The organism is Paraburkholderia sp. BL21I4N1 (assembly GCF_002973525.1).
GTDB lineage: Bacteria > Pseudomonadota > Gammaproteobacteria > Burkholderiales > Burkholderiaceae > Paraburkholderia.
Genome location: NZ_PVEN01000021.1, coordinates 61,873 through 81,462 on the forward strand (window position 1 = coordinate 61,873; position 19,590 = coordinate 81,462).

17 protein-coding genes are annotated in these 19,590 nt (G+C 64.7%); 5 read left to right on the forward strand and 12 right to left on the reverse strand.

The genetic code is table 11. The features are described 5' to 3' along the window. The first annotated feature begins 118 nt into the window (after positions 1-118). The 4 genes from B0G83_RS33430 to B0G83_RS33445 all read left to right on the forward strand — a co-directional run bounded on the left by B0G83_RS33430 (position 119) and on the right by B0G83_RS33445 (position 4,436). Positions 119-844, forward strand: coding sequence for a TetR/AcrR family transcriptional regulator (locus B0G83_RS33430; protein ID WP_105511601.1), 726 nt, complete (start codon positions 119-121; stop codon positions 842-844). 2 nt (positions 845-846) lie between these two features. Beyond that, a complete protein-coding gene (locus tag B0G83_RS33435) occupies positions 847-1,431 on the forward strand; it encodes a TIGR00730 family Rossman fold protein (RefSeq protein ID WP_105511602.1) in 585 nt (194 codons plus the stop codon). A 57-nt stretch (positions 1,432-1,488) separates the two neighbouring features. Then, complete coding sequence (locus B0G83_RS33440) at positions 1,489-2,235, forward strand: SDR family oxidoreductase (RefSeq protein WP_105511603.1); 747 nt, start codon at positions 1,489-1,491, stop codon at positions 2,233-2,235. Between the two features lie 293 nt (positions 2,236-2,528). After that, positions 2,529-4,436 carry a glycosyltransferase family 39 protein gene (locus B0G83_RS33445; RefSeq protein WP_258168438.1) on the forward strand — a complete coding sequence of 636 codons (1,908 nt, stop codon included), beginning with the start codon at positions 2,529-2,531 and terminating at the stop codon, positions 4,434-4,436. Positions 4,437-4,453: 17 nt separating this feature from the next. On the opposite strand, the gene B0G83_RS33450 is transcribed toward B0G83_RS33445, so the two are convergent. The 12 genes from B0G83_RS33450 to B0G83_RS33505 all read right to left on the reverse strand — a co-directional run bounded on the left by B0G83_RS33450 (position 4,454) and on the right by B0G83_RS33505 (position 17,993). Then, a complete protein-coding gene (locus B0G83_RS33450; protein WP_105511604.1) occupies positions 4,454-5,089 on the reverse strand; it encodes a DUF924 family protein in 636 nt (211 codons plus the stop codon). Then, entirely contained in the window at positions 5,082-5,495 is a 414-nt protein-coding gene (locus B0G83_RS33455; RefSeq protein WP_035551837.1) for a group II truncated hemoglobin, read from the reverse strand. The genes B0G83_RS33450 and B0G83_RS33455 overlap by 8 nt, the downstream gene beginning before the upstream one ends. 26 nt (positions 5,496-5,521) lie before the next feature. Next, entirely contained in the window at positions 5,522-8,104 is a 2,583-nt protein-coding gene (locus B0G83_RS33460) for an ABC transporter permease (protein ID WP_181157153.1), read from the reverse strand. Further along, a complete protein-coding gene (locus tag B0G83_RS33465) occupies positions 8,101-8,712 on the reverse strand; it encodes a DUF4126 domain-containing protein (protein ID WP_035551846.1) in 612 nt (203 codons plus the stop codon). Before B0G83_RS33465 ends, B0G83_RS33460 begins: the two co-directional genes overlap by 4 nt. A gap of 290 nt (positions 8,713-9,002) precedes the next feature. Beyond that, positions 9,003-9,323, reverse strand: coding sequence for a quaternary ammonium compound efflux SMR transporter SugE (gene sugE / locus B0G83_RS33470; RefSeq protein ID WP_105511605.1), 321 nt, complete (start codon positions 9,321-9,323; stop codon positions 9,003-9,005). Between the two features lie 168 nt (positions 9,324-9,491). Further along, a complete protein-coding gene (gene kdpE / locus B0G83_RS33475; RefSeq protein ID WP_105511606.1) occupies positions 9,492-10,190 on the reverse strand; it encodes a two-component system response regulator KdpE in 699 nt (232 codons plus the stop codon). Then, positions 10,183-13,041 carry a DUF4118 domain-containing protein gene (locus B0G83_RS33480; RefSeq protein WP_105511607.1) on the reverse strand — a complete coding sequence of 953 codons (2,859 nt, stop codon included), beginning with the start codon at positions 13,039-13,041 and terminating at the stop codon, positions 10,183-10,185. The genes kdpE and B0G83_RS33480 overlap by 8 nt, the downstream gene beginning before the upstream one ends. Before the next feature lie 196 nt (positions 13,042-13,237). Continuing rightward, on the reverse strand, positions 13,238-13,816 hold the full coding sequence (kdpC, locus tag B0G83_RS33485) for a potassium-transporting ATPase subunit KdpC (protein ID WP_105511608.1): 579 nt from the start codon (positions 13,814-13,816) through the stop codon (positions 13,238-13,240). 31 nt (positions 13,817-13,847) lie between these two features. Then, positions 13,848-15,932, reverse strand: a complete 2,085-nt coding sequence (gene kdpB, locus B0G83_RS33490) for a potassium-transporting ATPase subunit KdpB (RefSeq protein WP_105511609.1) — start codon at positions 15,930-15,932, stop codon at positions 13,848-13,850. 56 nt (positions 15,933-15,988) lie between these two features. Then, complete coding sequence (gene kdpA, locus B0G83_RS33495; RefSeq protein ID WP_105511610.1) at positions 15,989-17,794, reverse strand: potassium-transporting ATPase subunit KdpA; 1,806 nt, start codon at positions 17,792-17,794, stop codon at positions 15,989-15,991. Next, positions 17,791-17,883: a K(+)-transporting ATPase subunit F gene (kdpF, locus tag B0G83_RS33500; protein WP_007583461.1), complete on the reverse strand. Its 93-nt coding sequence runs from the start codon at positions 17,881-17,883 to the stop codon at positions 17,791-17,793. The genes kdpA and kdpF overlap by 4 nt, the downstream gene beginning before the upstream one ends. After that, entirely contained in the window at positions 17,880-17,993 is a 114-nt protein-coding gene (locus B0G83_RS33505) for a hypothetical protein (protein WP_028196918.1), read from the reverse strand. Before B0G83_RS33505 ends, kdpF begins: the two co-directional genes overlap by 4 nt. Before the next feature lie 330 nt (positions 17,994-18,323). Between B0G83_RS33505 and B0G83_RS33510 the strand changes: the two genes are divergently transcribed. After that, positions 18,324-19,562: a hypothetical protein gene (locus B0G83_RS33510; RefSeq protein ID WP_105511611.1), complete on the forward strand. Its 1,239-nt coding sequence runs from the start codon at positions 18,324-18,326 to the stop codon at positions 19,560-19,562. Positions 19,563-19,590 lie beyond the last annotated feature (28 nt).

Consider the following 19,590-nt stretch of genomic DNA (forward strand, 5'->3'; position numbering starts at 1 on the left):
GATCTGCCGCACAACGGCAGATTTGAGGGCACTCAATATACCAACCGCGTCCGGGTGGATCACGCAGCAGCGGCATGCCGCCCAAGCGCCCAGCCCGGCGAAACCAGGGCCGGACGACATGGAAGCCAAACCTCCCCGCCGCACGCGCGAACGGATTCTCGAACTCTCGTTGAAGCTCTTCAACGAAATCGGCGAGCCGAACGTCACGACGACGACGATCGCCGAGGAAATGGAAATCAGTCCAGGCAACCTGTACTACCACTTCCGCAACAAAGACGACATCATCAACAGCATCTTCAGCCAGTTCGAGCAGGAGATCGAAAAGCGTCTGCGTTTCCCCGACGACCATCGCGCGACCATCGACGAAATGTGGTCGTACCTGCAGTACATGGTCGATTTCACATGGCGCTACCGTTTTCTGTATCGTGATCTGAACGACCTGCTGGCGCGCAATCGCACGCTCGAAACGCACTTCAAACAGATCATCAGTCACAAGGTGCGTTTTGCCAGCCAGTTCTGCGAGCAACTCGTCGCCGACGGCGAAATGGTCGTCACGCCGGAAGAACTGAACGTGATCGCCACGAACGTCGGCGTGATCGGCACCTACTGGCTGTCGTACCAGTTCGTGATGAACCCGCGCAAATACAACGAGCAGGAAGCCATGCGCGCGGAGCTGCACCAGGTGAGCGTGCAGATCGTGTCGCTCATGGCGCCTTATCTGCGCGGCCGCTCGCGGCAGATTTTCGACGACCTCGTGTCGGGCAAGCTGCCCAAGCGCGAGTTTTACGACTACCTGCCACCGAAGGAAGGCGCCGCGCCCCGCAACGAACCGAAGGACGTTTGAGCATGAAGTCGGTGTGTGTGTATTGCGGCTCCGCGAACGGAGCCAAACCGCTGTACGCGGACGCGGCGCGCGCGTTCGGCCGCGCGCTGGTGCAAGCCGATCTCGCGCTGGTCTATGGCGGCGGCAAGGTTGGCCTGATGGGCGTGATCGCCGACACGGTGATGGCCGAAGGCGGCCGCGCGATCGGCGTGATTCCCGAACTACTGGTCAACAAGGAGGTCGGCCATGATGGACTGACCGAATTGCACGTGGTGCCCGACATGCATCATCGCAAGAAGATGATGGCCGATCTGTCCGACGCGTTCGTCGCGATGCCGGGCGGTGTGGGCACGCTCGAAGAGTTCTTCGAGGTCTATACGTGGGCGCAACTCGGCTATCACCAGAAGCCGGTGGCGCTGCTCAATATCGACAGCTTCTACGATCCGTTGATCAGCCTGCTGCAGCACACGGTGGAAGAAGGCTTCATGCGTCAGACCTACTTCGACATCCTGCAGGTGGAGGCCGATCCGGTCGAACTGATCGGCAAGCTGCAACGCTATCAGCCGCCCACCAGCGACAAATGGGCGATCAAACGCGACGCGGTTTGAATCTCGAAGTTTGAAGTTCGAAGCGGGCACGCTCCGCGCCCGGCCAACGAGACTCCCATGACGAAAACGGTTCTGATCACAGGCGGCAGCCGCGGCATTGGCCGTGCGACCGCACAGTTGCTGGGTGGGCTCGGCTGGTCAGTCGGCGTGAACTACGCGAACAACCGTGCGGCGGCCGAAGCCACCGCCGCCGACGTCGAACGCGCCGGTGGCCGCGCCGTGCCGATTGCCGGCGACGTCGCCAGCGAAGCCGACGTGATCGCCATGTTCGACACGCTGCAACAGGCTTACGGACATGTCGACGCGCTCGTCAACAACGCCGGCATCGTCGCGCCGTCGAGTCAGCTCGCCGACATGGATCTCACCCGCCTGAAGCGCATGTTCGACGTCAACGTGCTCGGCGCGTACCTGTGCGCGCGCGAAGCGGCGCGGCGCATGTCGACGGCTCGCGGCGGCGCGGGCGGCGTGATCGTCAATGTGTCGTCGGCGGCGTCGCGGCTGGGTTCGCCGAACGAATATATCGACTACGCGGGGTCGAAAGGCGCGGTCGACACGCTCACGCTCGGTCTCGCCAAGGAACTCGGCCCGCAGGGTGTGCGCGTGAACGCGGTGCGTCCCGGCCTGATCGACACGGAAATCCACGCGAGCGGCGGCAAGCCGGAGCGCGCCGCCCAGCTCGGCTCGACCACGCCGCTGGGCCGTCCGGGCAGCGCCGACGAAGTGGCGCAATCCATTGTCTGGCTGCTGAGCGACGCAGCGTCGTATGTGACGGGCGCGTTGCTCGACGTTGCCGGCGGTCGCTGAGCGCCGTTTTCCTTGCACACCGGCCGTGACGAGCGGCCCTCCGCCCGCTCGCTCCCTTTCCCTCCCGCCGCTCTCGCGGCCACCTCTCTCTTTCTTACAGATTCCCGTCGATTTGACGAGTAATCCCGGTCAGGCGCGAAATTGTCGCACCGATTCCCGCATTTTCTGTAATCGACAGTAATAAACTCAGACTACAATCGCTGCGAATCGCATGGCAAGCAGGCGCCGGCGACACCTGGCAATAAACATCAGTAAGCGGCCCATGTTGCCGCCTACGGCGATTAGAGATCTTCATGCAAGAAAACCCATCCGCGCCGTTGGATACAGGCACGGGCGCGGCCGCGGATACGCCCAACGGCCTGTTCGCCGACGCCGGCGCGCCCGCGCAACCGGCCCCGCCCACCACATCAGGCCGCCCCGCCGATCGCGGCGCGCGGCGCTGGCGCGCGCTTGCCAAGGCGCGCCCGTTGCGCTGGGTCGTCGCGCTGGCCATTCTGTGCGCATGGATTTTGCCCGGCATCCTCGGTCATGAACCGTGGAAACAGGACGAGACCTACACCTTCGGCATCATCCAGCACATGCTCGACACCGGCGATCTGGTGGTGCCGACCAACGCCGGTCAGCCCTTCGTCGAAAAGCCGCCAATCTATGACTGGGTCGCCGCCGGACTGGCATGGATGTTCGGCCGCTACCTGCCCTTGCACGACGCGGCGCGTCTGGCCAGCGCACTGTTCGCCGCCCTGACCGTCTACTACACCGCGCGCGTCGCACGTCGCGCGGTGAACGCGGCGAGCTGGTTCGATCTGCGCGTGATCGGCACGCTCGCGTTGTTCGCCAGCACGCTGGTGGTCGTCAAGCACGTGCACGACATGATGACGGACGTCGCACTGATGGCCGGCGCGGCGCTCGGCTTCTGCGGACTATTCGAACTGGTGCTGGTGCATTTGCGCGACGAGGCTCGTCTGTTGCCGGTCGACGTGCGTCGCCGGCGCGACGCGGTGCGCAGTGCCGCGGCCATGTTCGGTGCGGGCGTCGGCGTGTCGCTGCTGGCCAAGGGGCTATTCGTGCCGCTGGTGTTCGGCGCGACGACCTTCGCGGTGCTGGTGCTGTATCCGGCTTGCCGCAGCCGCAGCTTCGCGGGCGCGCTCGGCCTCGCCGCGCTAGTCTGCGCGCCGTTCGCGCTGATCTGGCCGATCTGCTTCTATCTGCGCTCCGAGCCGCTCTTCATGGTGTGGCTGTGGGATAACAACGTCGGGCGCTTTTTCGGTTTTTCGGTGGCGCAACTCGGCTCCGAAAGCGAGAGCCGGCTATTCGTATTGCGCACCGTATTGACCGTCGGCTTTCCCGTGGCGCCGCTGGCCCTGGCTGCGTTGATCGGCGGCGCATGGCGGCGTTGGCGCGATCCGCGCGTGGCGCTGCCGACGATCTTCGCGTGCACGGGTTTCGCCGTGCTGCAAAGCTCGGCGACGATCCGCGAGCTGTACATTCTGCCGTTCATCGCCCCGCTCGCGCTGCTGGCCATGCAGGGCGTCGAACGGCTGCCGCGCCGTCTGCATACGGTCTGGGACATGACGAGCCGCGTGCTTTTCGGCAGCACGGCGGCGCTCGCATGGATCGTCTGGTCGATCATGAGCAATCCGGCGAACACGCATGCGTCGCTGCACTGGCTCGGCCGCTGGCTGCCGCTCGATTGGGTGCTACCGGTCAAGCCCGGCCTGATCGCCGCTGCTCTGGCCATGACGCTCGGCTGGCTGTGGCTGCTGCCGGTATTCAAGTTCGCCGGCAAATGGCGCGGCGTGCTGAGCTGGTGCGCCGGCGCGATTTTGGCGTGGGGGCTGATAAGCACGCTGCTGTTGCCGTGGCTCGACTACGGCAAGAGCTATCGCGCGGTGTTCGAAGACCTCGGCGCGAAGATGAATGTCGAGTGGAACGACGGCGACTGCATGGCGAGCAGCGCGCTCGGCGAATCCGAAGCGCCGATGCTGTACTACTACACCGGCATCGAGCATCAGCCAACGGCCGATACCCGCTCGACCGAGTGCACGTGGCTCATCATGCAAAGCCGTCGCGACAACGCCAAAGCGCCGGAGGGCGACGACTGGCGCCTGTTCTGGTCAGGTGCGCGTCCGGGCGACACGGACGAGTTGCTGCGGGTGTTCGTGCGTACGCCGGCTGCCGAGGTGAGCGGCGGCGGAGACTGAGGTGGCGCGGGGCGCGTTCAGAACGACGATCCCCGCGTCCGCAGAAACGCCAGCTCTTCTGCTGTCGACTCACGCCCCAGAACCGCATTGCGATGCGGAAAACGCCCGAACCGCTCGATGATCTCCGCATGCCGCACCGCGGAGCGGTAATACGATCCGCCCTGCGGCTCCGCTTTCAACCGTTCGAACAAACGCAGCGATTCGCGCTGGCTGTCGAGCGTTTCGTCGTGTTCAAACGGCAGATACGCGAACGCACGATGATGCGCATCCGGCAATACCCGGTCGGCACCGCTTGCAACCATTTGTCGCGCGATTTGCAACGCCCGGTGATCCGCAGCGAACGCACGTGGCGTATTGCGATGACAGTTGCGGGAGAACTGATCCAGCACAATGATCAGGGCCAGTGTGCCGAGCGGCGTTTGCGTCCAGTTGTCGAGCTGCGTTTCGCGCGCCGCTTCGATCAGCGTGCCGAAGCGCTCGCGCAGCAGCGTATCGAAAGCCTCGCTGCGGGAGAACCAGCGTTTGTGCGCGTGACCGAAGCCCGGCGCGCCCGGCGCGTCGAACCAGCAGTCGAGCACGGCGCGCGCTTCGGGCGCGAGCAACGCGTAGTCCGCGCACGCCGTCGCCGATGTCGCGCCGGAACCTTCAACCATTGCGGTTGCGCATCCAGTCGGCGGTTTCGAAGAACGAACCCAGCAGACGCTCGCGCAACGGTTCGTCCAGACCGATGTCCTGCATTGCCCACGCCATACACCTGAGCCATTGATCGCGCTCGCTCGACGCGATCGCGAACGGCAAATGCCGGGCCCGCAAACGCGGATGACCGAAGCGGCTAATGTAGTGATCCGGCCCGCCCATCCAGCCGCACAGAAACCAGAAAAACTTGTCGCGCGAACCGTCGAGCGATTCCGGGTGCAACGCCCGAATGCCGGCGAAGTCCGCCTCGAGATCCATCAGGTCATAAAACCGGTCGACCAGTTCGCGCACGCGCGCTTCGCCGCCTACCAGCTCGAAGGCCGTCGGCTGCGCCGCGGACACTTCGTCGTCAAGATCGCTCATACCCACTCGTCAAACAGAAAGAAAATTCACGCGTCCCGCAGCGATTGCAACGCAGGCCGCGCCAACACATGTCGCAAGCTCAACCAGCCGCCGAGCCCGGCGCACGCGATACCCGCCGCGATGCCCGCCGGCAGCACCCACGGATCGAAGCTCAGATAGAACTCGAACACACGGGTTGCCAAAACATAACCGATGATCTGCGCGCCGATCGCCGCCATCAACCCGGCCAGCGCGCCCACCGCGACGAACTCGGCGATCTGCACCGCGCGCACCTGGCGATGCGACGCCCCCAGCGCGCGCAGCAGCGCGGATTCTCGCATACGCTCGTCGCGCGTGCCGGCCAGCGCCGCGTACAGCACCAGTACGCCCGCCGCGAGCGTGAACGCGAACAGGAATTGCACCGCGCCGATCACCTGCTCCAGCACACGCTGCACCTGCGCGAGAATCGGCCCGGTATCGATCGCGGTGAGGTTCGGATAGGTGGCGATCAGGCCGTCGATCGTCGCCTGTTTGTCCGGCGGCAAATGGAAACTCGTAATGAACGTCGCGGGGAAATCCCGCAACGCGGCCGGCGGCATCAGCACGAAAAAGTTGACCTTGAACGAGCCCCAGTCGAGCTTGCGCACACTGGTCACCGGCGCCTCGACCTGCATGCCGGTCACGTCGAAGCGCAGCGTGTCGCCGGGTTTGACGTTGATCAGCTTGGCGAGCCCCTGCTCGATCGAAATCTGCGGCGCCGTCGCGTCGCCGTACCATTTGCCGGCGGCGAGCACGTTGTCGTCGGGCAGCTCGGACGTGTACGACAGATTGAATTCGCGGTCCACGAGACGCTTGGCATCGTCGCCCTTGAACGAATCCGGATTGACCGGCTTGCCGTTGATCGCGATCAGCCGGCCGCGCACCATCGGCGATAACTCGGTGCCGGTCACGCCGTGCGCGTTCAGATACTGCGTCACGACGTCACGCTGATCGGGTTGAATGTCGATGATGAATTCGTTCGGCGCATCGGGCGGCGTCGATTTGCGCCAGCCGGCCACGAGGTCGTTGCGTGTCATCGCGATCAGCAGCAGGCACATCAGGCCGATGCCGAGCGCGGTGATCTGCAGCGCGCTCGCGCCGCTGCGCCGTTCCAGCGACGCCAGCGCATAGCGCCAGCCGATTCCCGCATTGACGCGCTCGCTGCGCACGAGCCGCGCCGCCCCCCACAGCGCGACTCGCGCGATGCAGGCGAACACCAGCATGCCCCCCGCGAAACCACCCGCGACGATGCCGCCGAGTTTCAATTCGCCGGCCGCGATAATCAGCAATCCGGCGAACAGCGCAATACCGAGTGCGTACGCCGCCCACGCGGTACGCCCCGCTTCGCCCCATTCGCGGCGCAGCACGCGGACCGGCGGCACGCGCGTGAGTGGCAACAGCGGCGGCAACGCGAAGCCGAGCAACAGCACGAGACCGGCGGCGATGCCTTCGAGCATGGGCCAGATCGTCGGGTACGGCAGCACCACGTCGATCAGCGCGCCGAGCCACGTGAGCAACGCCAGGTGACCGAGATAGCCGAGCACCACGCCGGCCAGACCGCCCACCAGGCCCAGGCCGGTGAATTCCAGAATGAACAGCGCGCGCAGCGTGGATTGACTGACGCCGAGGCAACGCATCGACGCACAACCGTCCAGATGACGTCGCATGTAGCGATGCGCGGCCATGGCGATCGCCACGGCTGCCAGCAGCGCCGTGAGCAGCGACACCAGCGTGAGGAAATGACTCGCGCGGTCGAGCGTCTGACGTACTTGCGGCTGGCCGTCCTGCAACGATTCGAGCGCGACGCCGCGCATCTTGCCGCCGTCCACCCGCTCATGCGCGAACTGCGCGAAATTCGCCACCGAGGCATCTGCTCCCGCCACTAGCAGCCGGTAAGTCACGCGGCTGCCGTAGGCGACCAGACCGGTGGACGGCACATCGTCGGCACGCAGCATCAGGCGTGGAGAAAAATTGACGAACCCGAACCCACGATCGAGTTCGCGCGTGATTACCGCGCCGATCGTGAAATCGCGGCTGCCCACCTTGACCTTATCGCCGACGTGCAGCTTCAAAGCGTCGAGCAGTGCCTGATCGACCCACACCGTGCCGGACGCCGGAATCGAACGCGTGGGATGGTCGGGCGCGCCGGGCGCCGGGGCGATCCGCAACTCGCCGCGCAGCGGATAACCGACCGACACCGCCTTGACGGCGGCGAGCCGCGAGACCGGCTGGGCGCCGGTCGAATTGACCATGCTGGGAAAGATCGCCGTGGTGGCGGTGTTCAGTCCAAGCGCCTTGGCTTGCTGACTGAATTGCGGGTCGACCGGATGATCGGCCCGCACGATGAAATCGGCGGCAATCATGCGCCGCGCGTCGCGCTCGAGCCCCTGATGCAGCCGGTCGGCCAGAATGCCCACGCTCGACAAGGCCGCGACGGCCAGTACCAGCGCCAGCAGCAGCATGGTCAGCTCGCCCGCCCGCCAGTCGCGCGCGGTCATGCGCAGCGCCTGACGCAACACCTCCATGCCGCTCAGCCCACGCGCTTTTGCCACGGCTGCGCGCGCCGTCGAACCCCGTACCGTTTCACTCAATCGTGCCTGCTCCTCGCAAAGCGCGACACCATATGCGTCGCCATGCCGCGAAAGCCGCCCTGCACGCCGCGCCACAGCCGCGGCAAGGCCCAGCCGGCCAGCATCAGGAAGCCGACCATCAGCACCAGAAACGCGACCGGCACGAACAGCGCGAGCAGCATGCCGCCGAACACGAGGCCGTCTTCCGCGGTCGACGTGACCACGTTCGACACCGGCTCCGGCGACAGATTGATCAGCGCGCGCGTACCGGCTTTAGCCAGATGCGCGGTGCCTGCCAGCGTGCCGCCCGCGAGCGCGGCGACCGTCAGCAGCGCCGGATCGGCATGACCGAGCGCGCCGGCGGCCAGCACGGCGCCGGCCGGAATGCGAATGAACGTGTGGATCGCGTCCCACAGCGAATCGAACGCGGGAATCTTGTCGGCGAGGAATTCGGTGACGGTCAGTACACCCGCCACGCCGATCACCCAGGGCGACGACAGCGCGGACAGCGTATCGGGGAGATGGATCAGGCCGAGGCGGGCGAACACGCCGGCCAGCAGGACCGTCAGATAGAGGCGCAGACCGCTGCCCCATGAGAGGCCCGCAGCGAGCGAAAGTGATTCAAGCATGGCCGCCTCCGGGCGCGCTGTGCGTGCCGGGCGCTTCGACGGTAAAAAAGCAGGCGGAGCCGCCGTACCGAAGTCGTCAGACCCGCGCCAAGCCGGCCGCGCCAAGTAGGCCGCGGGCAATGTCAGGTTGGATTCGATCCCATTATAGCCACGTTAATTCGCAGAACGCAGAGACGTGAACAATTGGCGAATTCTAACGGGCCGAGTGGCGGGCGGATTAACGCGTTTTTAGCGTTTTTGAGGCAAATTGTAAGGTTTTTGGGACGCCCGCGCGGCGCCCCCTTGCCACCTCAATGCCCCGACGACAGCTTCAACCCGATCAGCCCGATCACGATCAATGCGGCGCTGGCCACCCGCGCGACGGTCAACGCTTCGCCCATCATCACAATGCCGAAGATGAACGCGCCGACCGCGCCGATCCCCGTCCACACGGCGTAAGCGGTGCCGAGCGGCAGCTGGCGCATCGCCATGGCGAGCAGCACGAAGCTGCCGAGCGCGGTCACGATCGTGAACACGGACGGCCCAAGGCGGGTGAAACCTTCGGAGGTTTTAAGACCGGCGGCCCAAGCAACTTCGAGCAAACCGGCGATCAACAAAAGAAACCAGGACATGAGACAACTCCATGGTCAGATGGGGCCGTCCCCGTTGGTAGCGGATGCGTAAGGTCGTCCTTACGACCTGTAATTATATCAAAATAGCCCGGGAGCCGCTCTCCGGGACGCCAGAAGCGGCTTCTCGCGCGGTTCCTGGCGCCGTCGGAACATTCCGTCAGCCCACCGTCAAACCGCCCCCACCAGCCGGTAGCCAACGCCCGTTTCCGTGACGATATGCTCGGGCTGCGCAGGATCGCGCTCCAGCTTGCCGCGCAGATGCGCCATGTAAATGCGCAAATAGTGATGACTCTCGACATGCGACGGTCCCCACACATCGCGCAGCAGTTGCCGGTGCGTCAGCACGCGGCCGGCATGGCGCACCAGCGTCGCGAGCAGGCGGTATTCGATCGGCGTCAGATGGATCGCCGCGCCGTCGCGGGTGACCTGGCGCAAGGCCAGATCCACCACCACCGCGCCGAAGCGCACCTGCGGCGATTCGTTCGCGCCGCCGTGATTGCGCCGCCGCATATGCGCGCGAATCCGCGCCAGCAACTCCGACACGCCGAACGGCTTGGTCAGGTAGTCGTCCGCGCCGGCATCGAGCGCGGCGACTTTCTCGCTCTCCTGAGTGCGCGCCGACAGCACGATCACCGGCAGTTCGCTCCAGCCGCGCAATTCGCGGATCACGTCGAGGCCGTCGGTATCGGGCAGGCCAAGATCGACGATCACCAGATCCGGTTTGCGGGTGGCCGCTTCGACCAGGCCCTGCTTGCCGGTTTCGGCGTCGTGCACGACGATGCCCTCGCCTTCCAGCGCCGTGCGCACGAAGCGGCGAATCTGTTTTTCGTCTTCGATCAGGACGACGGTGATGCTCGGGTCACTCATGGGTAGGTTTGGCCAACGGGAGGTTAAGTGATGAATCGTCGGCGTGACCGGCGCGCTCGCTATGCGTCGGAGAATCCGGCTCCTCGTCTTCCAGCACGTCCGGCGCGTCGGGCGGCGTTTCCACCGGCAGCGTGAACCAGAAGCGCGCGCCTTCGACATGGCCGTCCGCCGCGACCCGGTTGAGCGCGCCGATTGTACCGCCGTGCGCTTCGACGATCGCGCGGCAGATCGCGAGGCCGAGACCGATGCCCGGCTTGGCCGACTCCTTCTCGCCGCGCGTGAATTTCTCGAACACGCGCGCTTCCATTCCGGCGGGCAGCCCCGGGCCGTTATCGTCGACGCAAACGCGCACGAACGACTTGCCGTCCGCGTCGAGCCGTTGCGCGCCGATGGTCAGCGGCGTGTCCGGCACGGTGTATTTGGCCGCGTTCTCGAACAGGTTCGAGAAGAGCCGCTCCATCAGCACTGCGTCGAGATGCAGCAGCGGCAGATCGGCCGGAAGTTTGACCTGCACCGGATGTTTCGCCAGCACGCGTTTGCATGCGCGCAACGCGGCACCGACGGTTTCCTCGAGTAGCGTCCACTGTTGATTGAGCTGGAGACTGCCCGCCTGCAGACGCGCCATGTCGAGCAGATTCGTGACGATGCCGGTCATGCGCAGCGCCTCTTCGTGAATCGCTTCGACGAGATCGTCGCCGGGTTGCGCTTGCGCATGTCCTTCGCGCGATTGCGCCAGCATCGACGAAAAACCGACGATGGTCGTCAACGGCGTGCGCAGATCGTGCGAGATCGCGGACAACAGCGAGTTGCGCAGGCGCTCCGATTCCATATTGACGAGCGCGTCGCGTGCAATGTCCACGTAGTGCACCCGCTCCAGCGCGAGCGCGATCTGCGCGGCAAACGCGTCGAGCATGCGTTGCTGCTCGGGCACGTCGAGTTCGCGTTCGTCGCGCATCACGACCGCGAGCACGCCGCGCGTGCGCATCGGCGCCTTCAGCGGCAGATACAGCGCGGCGGCCGCCGGCAATGTATCGGTGCCGTGGCCCGCCGGCTTCTGCTGATCGTAGACCCACTGACCGACGTCGATGTCGAGCAGTTCGCCTTCGAGCGTGACGGCGGCATCCGGATCCTCGATCTTCTGCTTCACCTGATCGACGCTATCCGGCAACAACATCGCCACGCGCGCGCCGAACACCTCGCTCACGTGACGGCTGCCGATCTCGACGATCTGCTCGGTGGTCAGCGCCGCGGCCAGTTCGCGCGCCATCGCGTACATCGCGCCGGTGCGTTGCTCGCGACGCCGCGCGACGCTCGCCTCGCGGCGCAAACTCGACGTCAGATGGCTGATCACGAGCGAGGTCAGCAGCATGCCGAAGAAGGTCAGCAGATACTGCGTGTCCGACACCGACAGCGACATGCGCGGCGGCACGAAGAAGAAATCGAACGCGGCCACGCTCAGGAACGACAGCACCACGCCGGGGCCGCGCCCGAGTTTCACCGCCGTGAAGATCACGCCGAGCAGATACAGCATGACGAGGTTGGTCAGATCGATGTGGTCGATCAGTTGACTCGACAGCAGCGTGATGGCCGTGCAGATCGCCAGTGCGATGCCATAGGCGCGCGGCGGCGAACGACGTTCGCGCGCGGCGCTCAACGCATCGCGCCATGCGTTCGCCGTGGTGCTCAGCAAATGACGATGCTCGCCGGCGTCCCGCTCGGACGACGCGCGAATCAGCGTGAGATCGAGTTCGCCGGTCTGTTCGGCAAGCCGCTCGCCCAGCGGACGGCGCAGCCAGCGCTTCAGGCCCGTGCGCGTCGACGCGCCCGCCACCAGCTTCGACACGTTGCGCGCCTGCGCATAGCCGACCAGCGCGGCCACCGCATCGGTACCCGCGAGCGTCGCGGTTTCCGCGCCGAGTTCGGCGGCCAGCTTCAGCGCGTTGAGCGTGCGTTCGCGGCGCGCGTCGGGCAGCCGTTGCAGCGCGGGCGTTTCCACATACACGGCGAGCCAGTCGGCCTTCAGGCTGGCGGCAAGGCGCGCCGCCGCACGCACCAGCATCGGCGCTTCCGGGCCCGGGCCGACGCAAACCAGCAAGCGCTCGCGTGCTTGCCAGATGCGCTGGATCGAACGGTCCGCACGATACTCGCGCATCTGCGCATCCACGCGGTCGGCGGTACGGCGTAGCGCCAATTCACGCAGCGCGATCAGGTTGCCCTTGCGAAAGAAGTTGCGCACCGCGCGCTCGGCCTGCTGCGGCAAATACACTTTGCCGTCGCGCATGCGGTCGAGCAGTTCTTCGGCCGGCAAGTCGACCAGCGTGACTTCGTCGGCGCGATCGAACACGCGGTCCGGCACCGTCTCCCACACGCGAATCCCGGTGATCTGGCCGACCACGTCGTTCAGACTTTCGAGGTGCTGGACGTTGACCGTGGTGTAGACGTCGATGCCCGCGTCGAGCAGTTCATAGACGTCCTGCCAACGCTTCAGATGCCGCGCGCCCTGCACGTTCGAATGCGCGAGTTCGTCGACGAGGATCAGCGTCGGCTTGCGCGCGAGCGCGGCGTCGAGATCGAACTCGCCGAGCTTGCGGCCGCGATACTCGATCTGCTGCAGCGGCAGCACGTCGAGGCCGTCCAGCAGCGCCGCGGTTTCGCCACGGCCATGCGTTTCGGCGATGCCGACCACCACGTCCGCGCCTTCGTCGTAACGGCGCCGCGCGGCCTGCAACATCGCGTAGGTCTTGCCCACACCCGCCGACGCGCCGAAGAAAATCTTCAGCCGGCCACGCTGACGCTTCTCTTCGTCGCGTTGCAGTTTGTCGAGCAATTCATCAGGATCGGGGCGGTTCATGCTCAATGGTTTTCATAGTTGGACGAGCGGCGGTGTGTGCATGGTGGCACGCCGGCGGCCGGCCCGCAAATAGGGGGCGCGGCGTGCCGCGGTGTATTGCCGTGCATGGCCCGCGGTTCATCACCGTCGCGCTCCGTCAAAAGGCAAAGGCGGCGTCGTGCGGACGCCGCCTTCGCGAAGCACTACGCGTGCTCGATCAACCGCGCTTCATCTCGTCCAGCGCGAGATTCAGTTGCAGCACGTTCACGCGCGGCTCGCCGAGCACGCCGAACTGACGGCCGCTCGTATAACGGTCGACCAGCGCCTGCACGTCGTTGACCGCCAGCTTGCGCGCATTCGCCACGCGTTCGATTTGATACGCGGCGGCCGCCGGGCTGATCTCCGGATCGAGACCGCTACCCGACGAGGTCACCAGATCGACCGGCACCGGCTTCGACATATCGGTGCCGGCGGCCTTCAACGCGTCGATACGGCCTTTGACTTCGTCGAGCAGCGCCGGGTTGGTCGGCCCGAGATTCGACCCGCTCGACCCCGTCGCGTTGTACGGCATCGGGCTGGTGGCCGACAGACGGCCCCAGAAGTACTGCGGCGCGTCGAACTGCTGGCCGATCAGCTTCGAGCCGACCACCTTGCCGTTCTGTTCGATCAGACTGCCGTTGGCCTGCTCGTGGAAAGCCGCCTGGCCGACCGCGGTCATCACGGCGGGATAAGCGAGTCCGGTGACGGCGGTCAGCACCGCGAAGATCACGATTAACGGACGGAACAGATTTTTCATGATGTTTAATCTCTCTTGAGCGTCAGCGCTCTCAAACCCAGCCGAACGCGGCCAGCACCATATCGATCAGCTTGATGCCGATGAACGGCACGATGATCCCGCCCAGACCATAGACCAGCAGATTGCGGCGCAACAGCACTGCCGCGCCGAGTGCCCGGTAACGCACACCCTTGAGCGCCAGCGGAATCAGCAGCACGATAATCAGCGCGTTGAAAATCACCGCCGACATGATCGCCGAGGCCGGCGTGGCCAGATGCATCACGTTCAGCGCGTTCAACGCCGGGTAGGTCGTGGCGAACGCGGCCGGAATGATCGCGAAGTACTTGGCGACGTCGTTGGCGATCGAGAACGTGGTCAGCGAGCCGCGCGTCATCAGCATCTGCTTGCCGATTTCAACGATCTCGATCAGCTTGGTCGGGTTCGAGTCCAGGTCGACCATGTTGCCGGCTTCCTTCGCCGCCTGCGTGCCGGTGTTCATCGCCACCGCGACGTCGGCCTGCGCGAGCGCCGGAGCGTCGTTGGTGCCGTCGCCCGTCATCGCGACCAGACGGCCTTCGGCCTGGTGCGCGCGGATCGTGGCGAGCTTCGCTTCCGGCGTGGCTTCGGCGAGGAAATCGTCGACGCCCGCTTCGGCGGCGATCGCGGCGGCGGTCAGACGGTTGTCGCCGGTCACCATGATGGTCTTGATACCCATCTTGCGCAGTTCGGCGAAACGTTCCTTGATGCCGCCCTTCACCACGTCCTTCAACTCGATCACGCCGAGCACGCGCGCGCCCTGCTCGCCCTTTTCGGCGACCACCAGCGGCGTGCTGCCGCGCCGCGCGACTTCGGCCACGGCGTTGCTGACCTCGTTCGGGAACCGGCCGCCGTTTGCTTCGACGTAGTTTTTCACCGCGTCGGACGCGCCCTTACGGATTTCGCGGCCCGGCAGATCGACACCGCTCATCCGCGTTTGCGCGGTGAAGGCGAGAAACACCGCCTGCAGCGAAGCCATATCGCGTTGACGGATGTTGAAGCGCTGCTTGGCCAGCACGACGATGCTGCGGCCTTCCGGCGTTTCATCGGCAAGCGACGACAACTGCGCGGCGTCCGCGAGCGCTTCTTCGGTAAGGCCCGGCGCCGGCACGAATTGCGACGCCTGACGGTTGCCCAGCGTAATCGTGCCGGTCTTGTCGAGCAGCAGCACGTCGACATCGCCGGCGGCTTCCACCGCGCGGCCCGAGGTGGCGATCACGTTGGCCTGCATCATCCGGCTCATACCGGCCACGCCGATCGCCGACAACAGCCCGCCGATGGTGGTCGGAATCAGACACACCAGCAGCGCGACCAGCGCGGTGATCGTCACCACGTGACCGGCTTTGGCGGCTTCGACGGAGAACATCGAGAACGGCAGCAGCGTTGCGGTGGCGAGCAGCATCACGATAGTCAGCGCGACCAGCAGAATGGTCAGCGCGATTTCGTTCGGCGTCTTCTGACGCTTCGCGCCTTCCACCATCGCAATCATGCGGTCGAGAAACGCCTCGCCCGGATTCGCCGTGACGCGCACGACGATCCAGTCGGACAGCACCCGCGTGCCGCCCGTCACCGACGAAAAGTCGCCGCCCGACTCGCGGATCACCGGCGCGGATTCACCGGTAATCGCCGATTCGTCCACCGACGCGACACCGTCGATCACTTCGCCGTCGGCCGGAATCACGTCGCCGGTTTCGACCAGCACGACGTCGCCCTTGCGCAGATCGGAAGCCGTCAGAATGCGGATCGGCGACTTCGGATGCGGCTCGTTGAGCTTCTTGGCCATCACGTCTTTCTTCGCGCTGCGCAGCGACGCGGCCTGGGCCTTGGAACGGCCTTCGGCGAGCGCTTCCGCGAAGTTGGCGAACAGCACCGTGAACCACAGCCACAAGGTAACCGCGAGAATGAAGCCCGCGGGCGCCTCGGCCTGGCCGCCGAGCGCGGCGATCCAGAGAATGGTCGTCAGAATGCTGCCGACGTACACGCAGAACATCACCGGATTACGGAACTGCGTGCGCGGCGTGAGCTTTTTAAAGGAGTCCACGATCGCCGGGCGCAGCAGCGCCGGATCGAACATGGACCTGGTTGCATTATGTTCAGTCATTGAATCCTCGAATTTCCCGTTTGCACCTGTTCAGTCGCTGGTTCGTTGGGAGCGGCTCAATGCGCGCCCATCATCATCAGATGTTCGACACCAGGACCGAGCGCGAGCGCAGGCACATAAGTCAGCGCACCGACCAGCAACACCGTGCCGAGCAACAGCACGACGAACAGCGGGCCGTGCGTGGGCAGCGTGCCGCCGGTCACGCCGATACGCTTTTTCGACGCCAGCGAACCGGCAATCGCGAGCACCGGGATGATCGTGCCGAAGCGGCCGAACCACATCGCGATCGCGGTGAGCCAGTTGTAGAACGGCGTGCTCACGGTGAGGCCGGCGAACGCACTGCCGTTGTTATTGGCGGCCGAGCTGAACGCGTAAAGGATTTCGGAGAAGCCGTGCGCGCCGGGGTTGGCGATACCCGCCTTGCCCGCGTCCGTCAGCACCGCGATCGACGTGCCCACCAGCACCAGCAGCGGCGTGAGCAGCACCACGATCGAGACCATCTTCATCTCGTACGCTTCGATCTTCTTGCCGACGTATTCCGGTGTGCGGCCAATCATCAGGCCTGCCACGAACACCGCCAGCAGGGCGAACACGAGCATCCCGTACATGCCGGAACCCACGCCGCCGAAGATCACTTCGCCGAGTTGCATCAGCAGCATCGGATAGAGGCCGCCGATTGGCGTCAGCGAGTCGTGCGTGTTGGCGACCGCGCCGCACGACGCCGCCGTGGTCGCGACCGTGAAGATGCCCGACTGCGCGATACCGAAACGCGTTTCCTTGCCTTCCGCGTTACCGCCCGACTGCAGCGCATTGGCCGACTGATCGACATGCAAGGCGGTGAAGGCCGGATTGCCGCTCTGCTCCGCGCCGATCTCGCCGAACACGCAGACGCCGAACGCGATCGTCATCGCCGCGAGCACGGCGACGCCCTGCTTGCGGTCCGCGATCATGCGGCCGAACACCAGCGCCAACGCCGCCGGAATGATCAGGATCGAGAAGATCTGCAGGAAGTTCGAGAACGGCGTCGGGTTTTCATACGGATGCGCCGAGTTGCCGTTGAAGAAGCCGCCACCGTTGGTGCCGAGCATCTTGATCGCTTCCTGGGAGGCCACCGGACCCATGGCGAGTGTCTGCGTCTTCACGGGCGTGTCGACCGTCACCGCATTGCCCTTCGCGTCCTTCACCGGATTGCCTTGCGCGTCGAGCTTCGGCGCGGCGTAGGTGGTGGTTTGCAGCGTCGGCACGTCCTGATAGGCCTTGAAGTTCTGGATCACGCCCTGGCTCATCAGCACGGCCGCGATAATCGCCGACATGGGCAGCAGCACGTACAGCGTCACACGCGTGAGGTCGACCCAGAAGTTGCCGATGGTCTGCGCGGTGTGACGCGCGAATCCGCGAATCAACGCGATCACCACCACGATGCCGGTGGCCGCGGAGAAGAAGTTCTGCACGGTCAGGCCGAGCATCTGCGTCAGATAGCCGACGGTCTGTTCAGGCGTGTAGTCTTGCCAGTTCGTGTTGGTCACGAAGCTGACGGCCGTGTTGAACGCGCCGTCCACCGTCATCGGGCCGAACTGTTGCGGGTTGCCCGGCAGCCACTGTTGCGCGCGCAACAGCACGTACAGGAACAGCGTGCCCAATGCGTTGAACGCGATTGTGGCGATCGCGTAGTGCTTCCAGCCCATTTCCTTCGACGGATCGACGCCGGCGACGCGATACAGCAGACGTTCGAGCGGACCGCCCAGGCGCACCACGCGCGAACTGCCGTCCATCACGGCGCTGAGATAGCGGGACATCGGCACCGCGGCTGCCAGCAGCACGACGATGAAGAGGCCCGCTTGCAGGACATTGTTCGAGTTCATTCAATGTCCTCCGCGCGCAACAGCGCATAGACCAGATAAGCAAACAGCAGCGCGGTCGCGGCGCCGGACAACCAGAGAATCCAGTTCATGACCGCGCTCCCTGCCCACGACGAAACTGCATCAACTTCTCGCAGCCGGCAATCAATGCAAAGGTCAGCGCGAAAAACAGCACCAGCCCCCCGACATACAGCACATCCATTTTTGTTCTCCATATCACGGACTTTGGATAGGTGGAACGTTATGCCGAACCGCGTAAAGGCCTGGTCAAAGAGTCCGCGTGCGGTGTAAAAATTGCGTAAACGGAGCGTTTTAACTGGGCGGTCGGAAATTAATGGAACAAAGGAAAAAAAGCTCGCTCTTTACGCGGCGGAATATGGCGGCAATGCGGAATTAACGCTGGTCAGAGTGCAAAACGATCACGCATAATGGCGCGCCGATATCCTCCCGAATGGCTTTGACTTTCACTGCCACTTCATGCTTATTGAATTGGATTAATCCAGCCGCTCAATTCCCCTTCAACGCGCTCAATATGAAAATCGATTCCTCGAATACCCTCAACGGGACCGAACCGCAAGACGACGATCGCCTCACCACACTGGCCGTTCTGGAGTTCAAGGAATATATCGGCGCCGAGCCGGCGGAAGCCGCACGGCAGCGGCTTATCGAGCATCCGGAGATCCAGTTCGAGACTGGGGCGACGCGGCAACTGCTGGATTGGCTGATCGCGGAAAACTACACAGATCGGGACACTGAAGAAAAGGCCACGCTTCAGATGCTGCAATGGTCGGAACACCCATCCGTTGAAATCGATAAGCGGCTGGCCATCCTGATGTTTACTCGCGCCATTGACTCGCGTATCGATGCGCGTTTGCATACCCTCGCCACGGATCGGCAAAAGAAGAAAGCGAAAACCAGCTTACTGATCAATGCCGCGGTGGTCGTGGTCATATTGGGCGGCTTCGGTATTTATAGGTTGATGCCCGACTCGACACCGAGTTGCACGTCGTCGTCGACCACGAGCGCGCTCGATTCGCTGTTCTTCGAAGGCGCGATGAAAAGCATGGCCGGTGCGCAGATGCTCGCGAATGGCGGCCTGCCGCATGCCCGCAATTACCGCGAAGTCGGTTACGACAGCCGCGACCATTCGCGCGGTTGCCTCGCCGATCTCGGAAGCGGCGCGGAGAAGACGCAGATCGGCTATATGGTCCGGCGCACTCCCGACGACAAAGACAATTTCGCCGTGCAAGCCTTCCCCCCCGAATACATCAGCTCGCGCTACGACGCAGCCACGCTGAACAACACATTCGGCAAGCCGGTCGGCCGCGAGAACATGGAGTCGGCGATCAAGGCCGCGCTGACCAAAGTGGACGGCCAGATTCATGGCCCGGCGGCACAGTCGCAAAAGGCCGACGACGGCGACCAGCCCGCGACGCTCGCCGACAGCGTGCTCGACGTCGTGCCGACCGCCGATTGCAAACAGCTTGCCGACGGCCGCCAGTCCTGCCCGGTGACGATCGACTATCGCGACGATCTGATGGCGATCGTCGGCGCGCCGGCGGTGACCAAGGTGCGCGGTGTGTTCGTGTTCGTGAAGAACGGCGGCGAATGGGCGGCAACCGACGACTTTCCGGAGGCGTTCATGAAGGCGGTGGTCGGTGGGCGGATCGACAGGTTGCAACAGCGCAAGGCCGCAGCGGCAGCGAGCGATGCGGTGAGTGGCGCGAGTGACGCAGGCGGAGCGAGCGGCTCGAACGAGGCGGCGAAGTAACAGTGCGACCGCGTGCTGACGCGCAGGT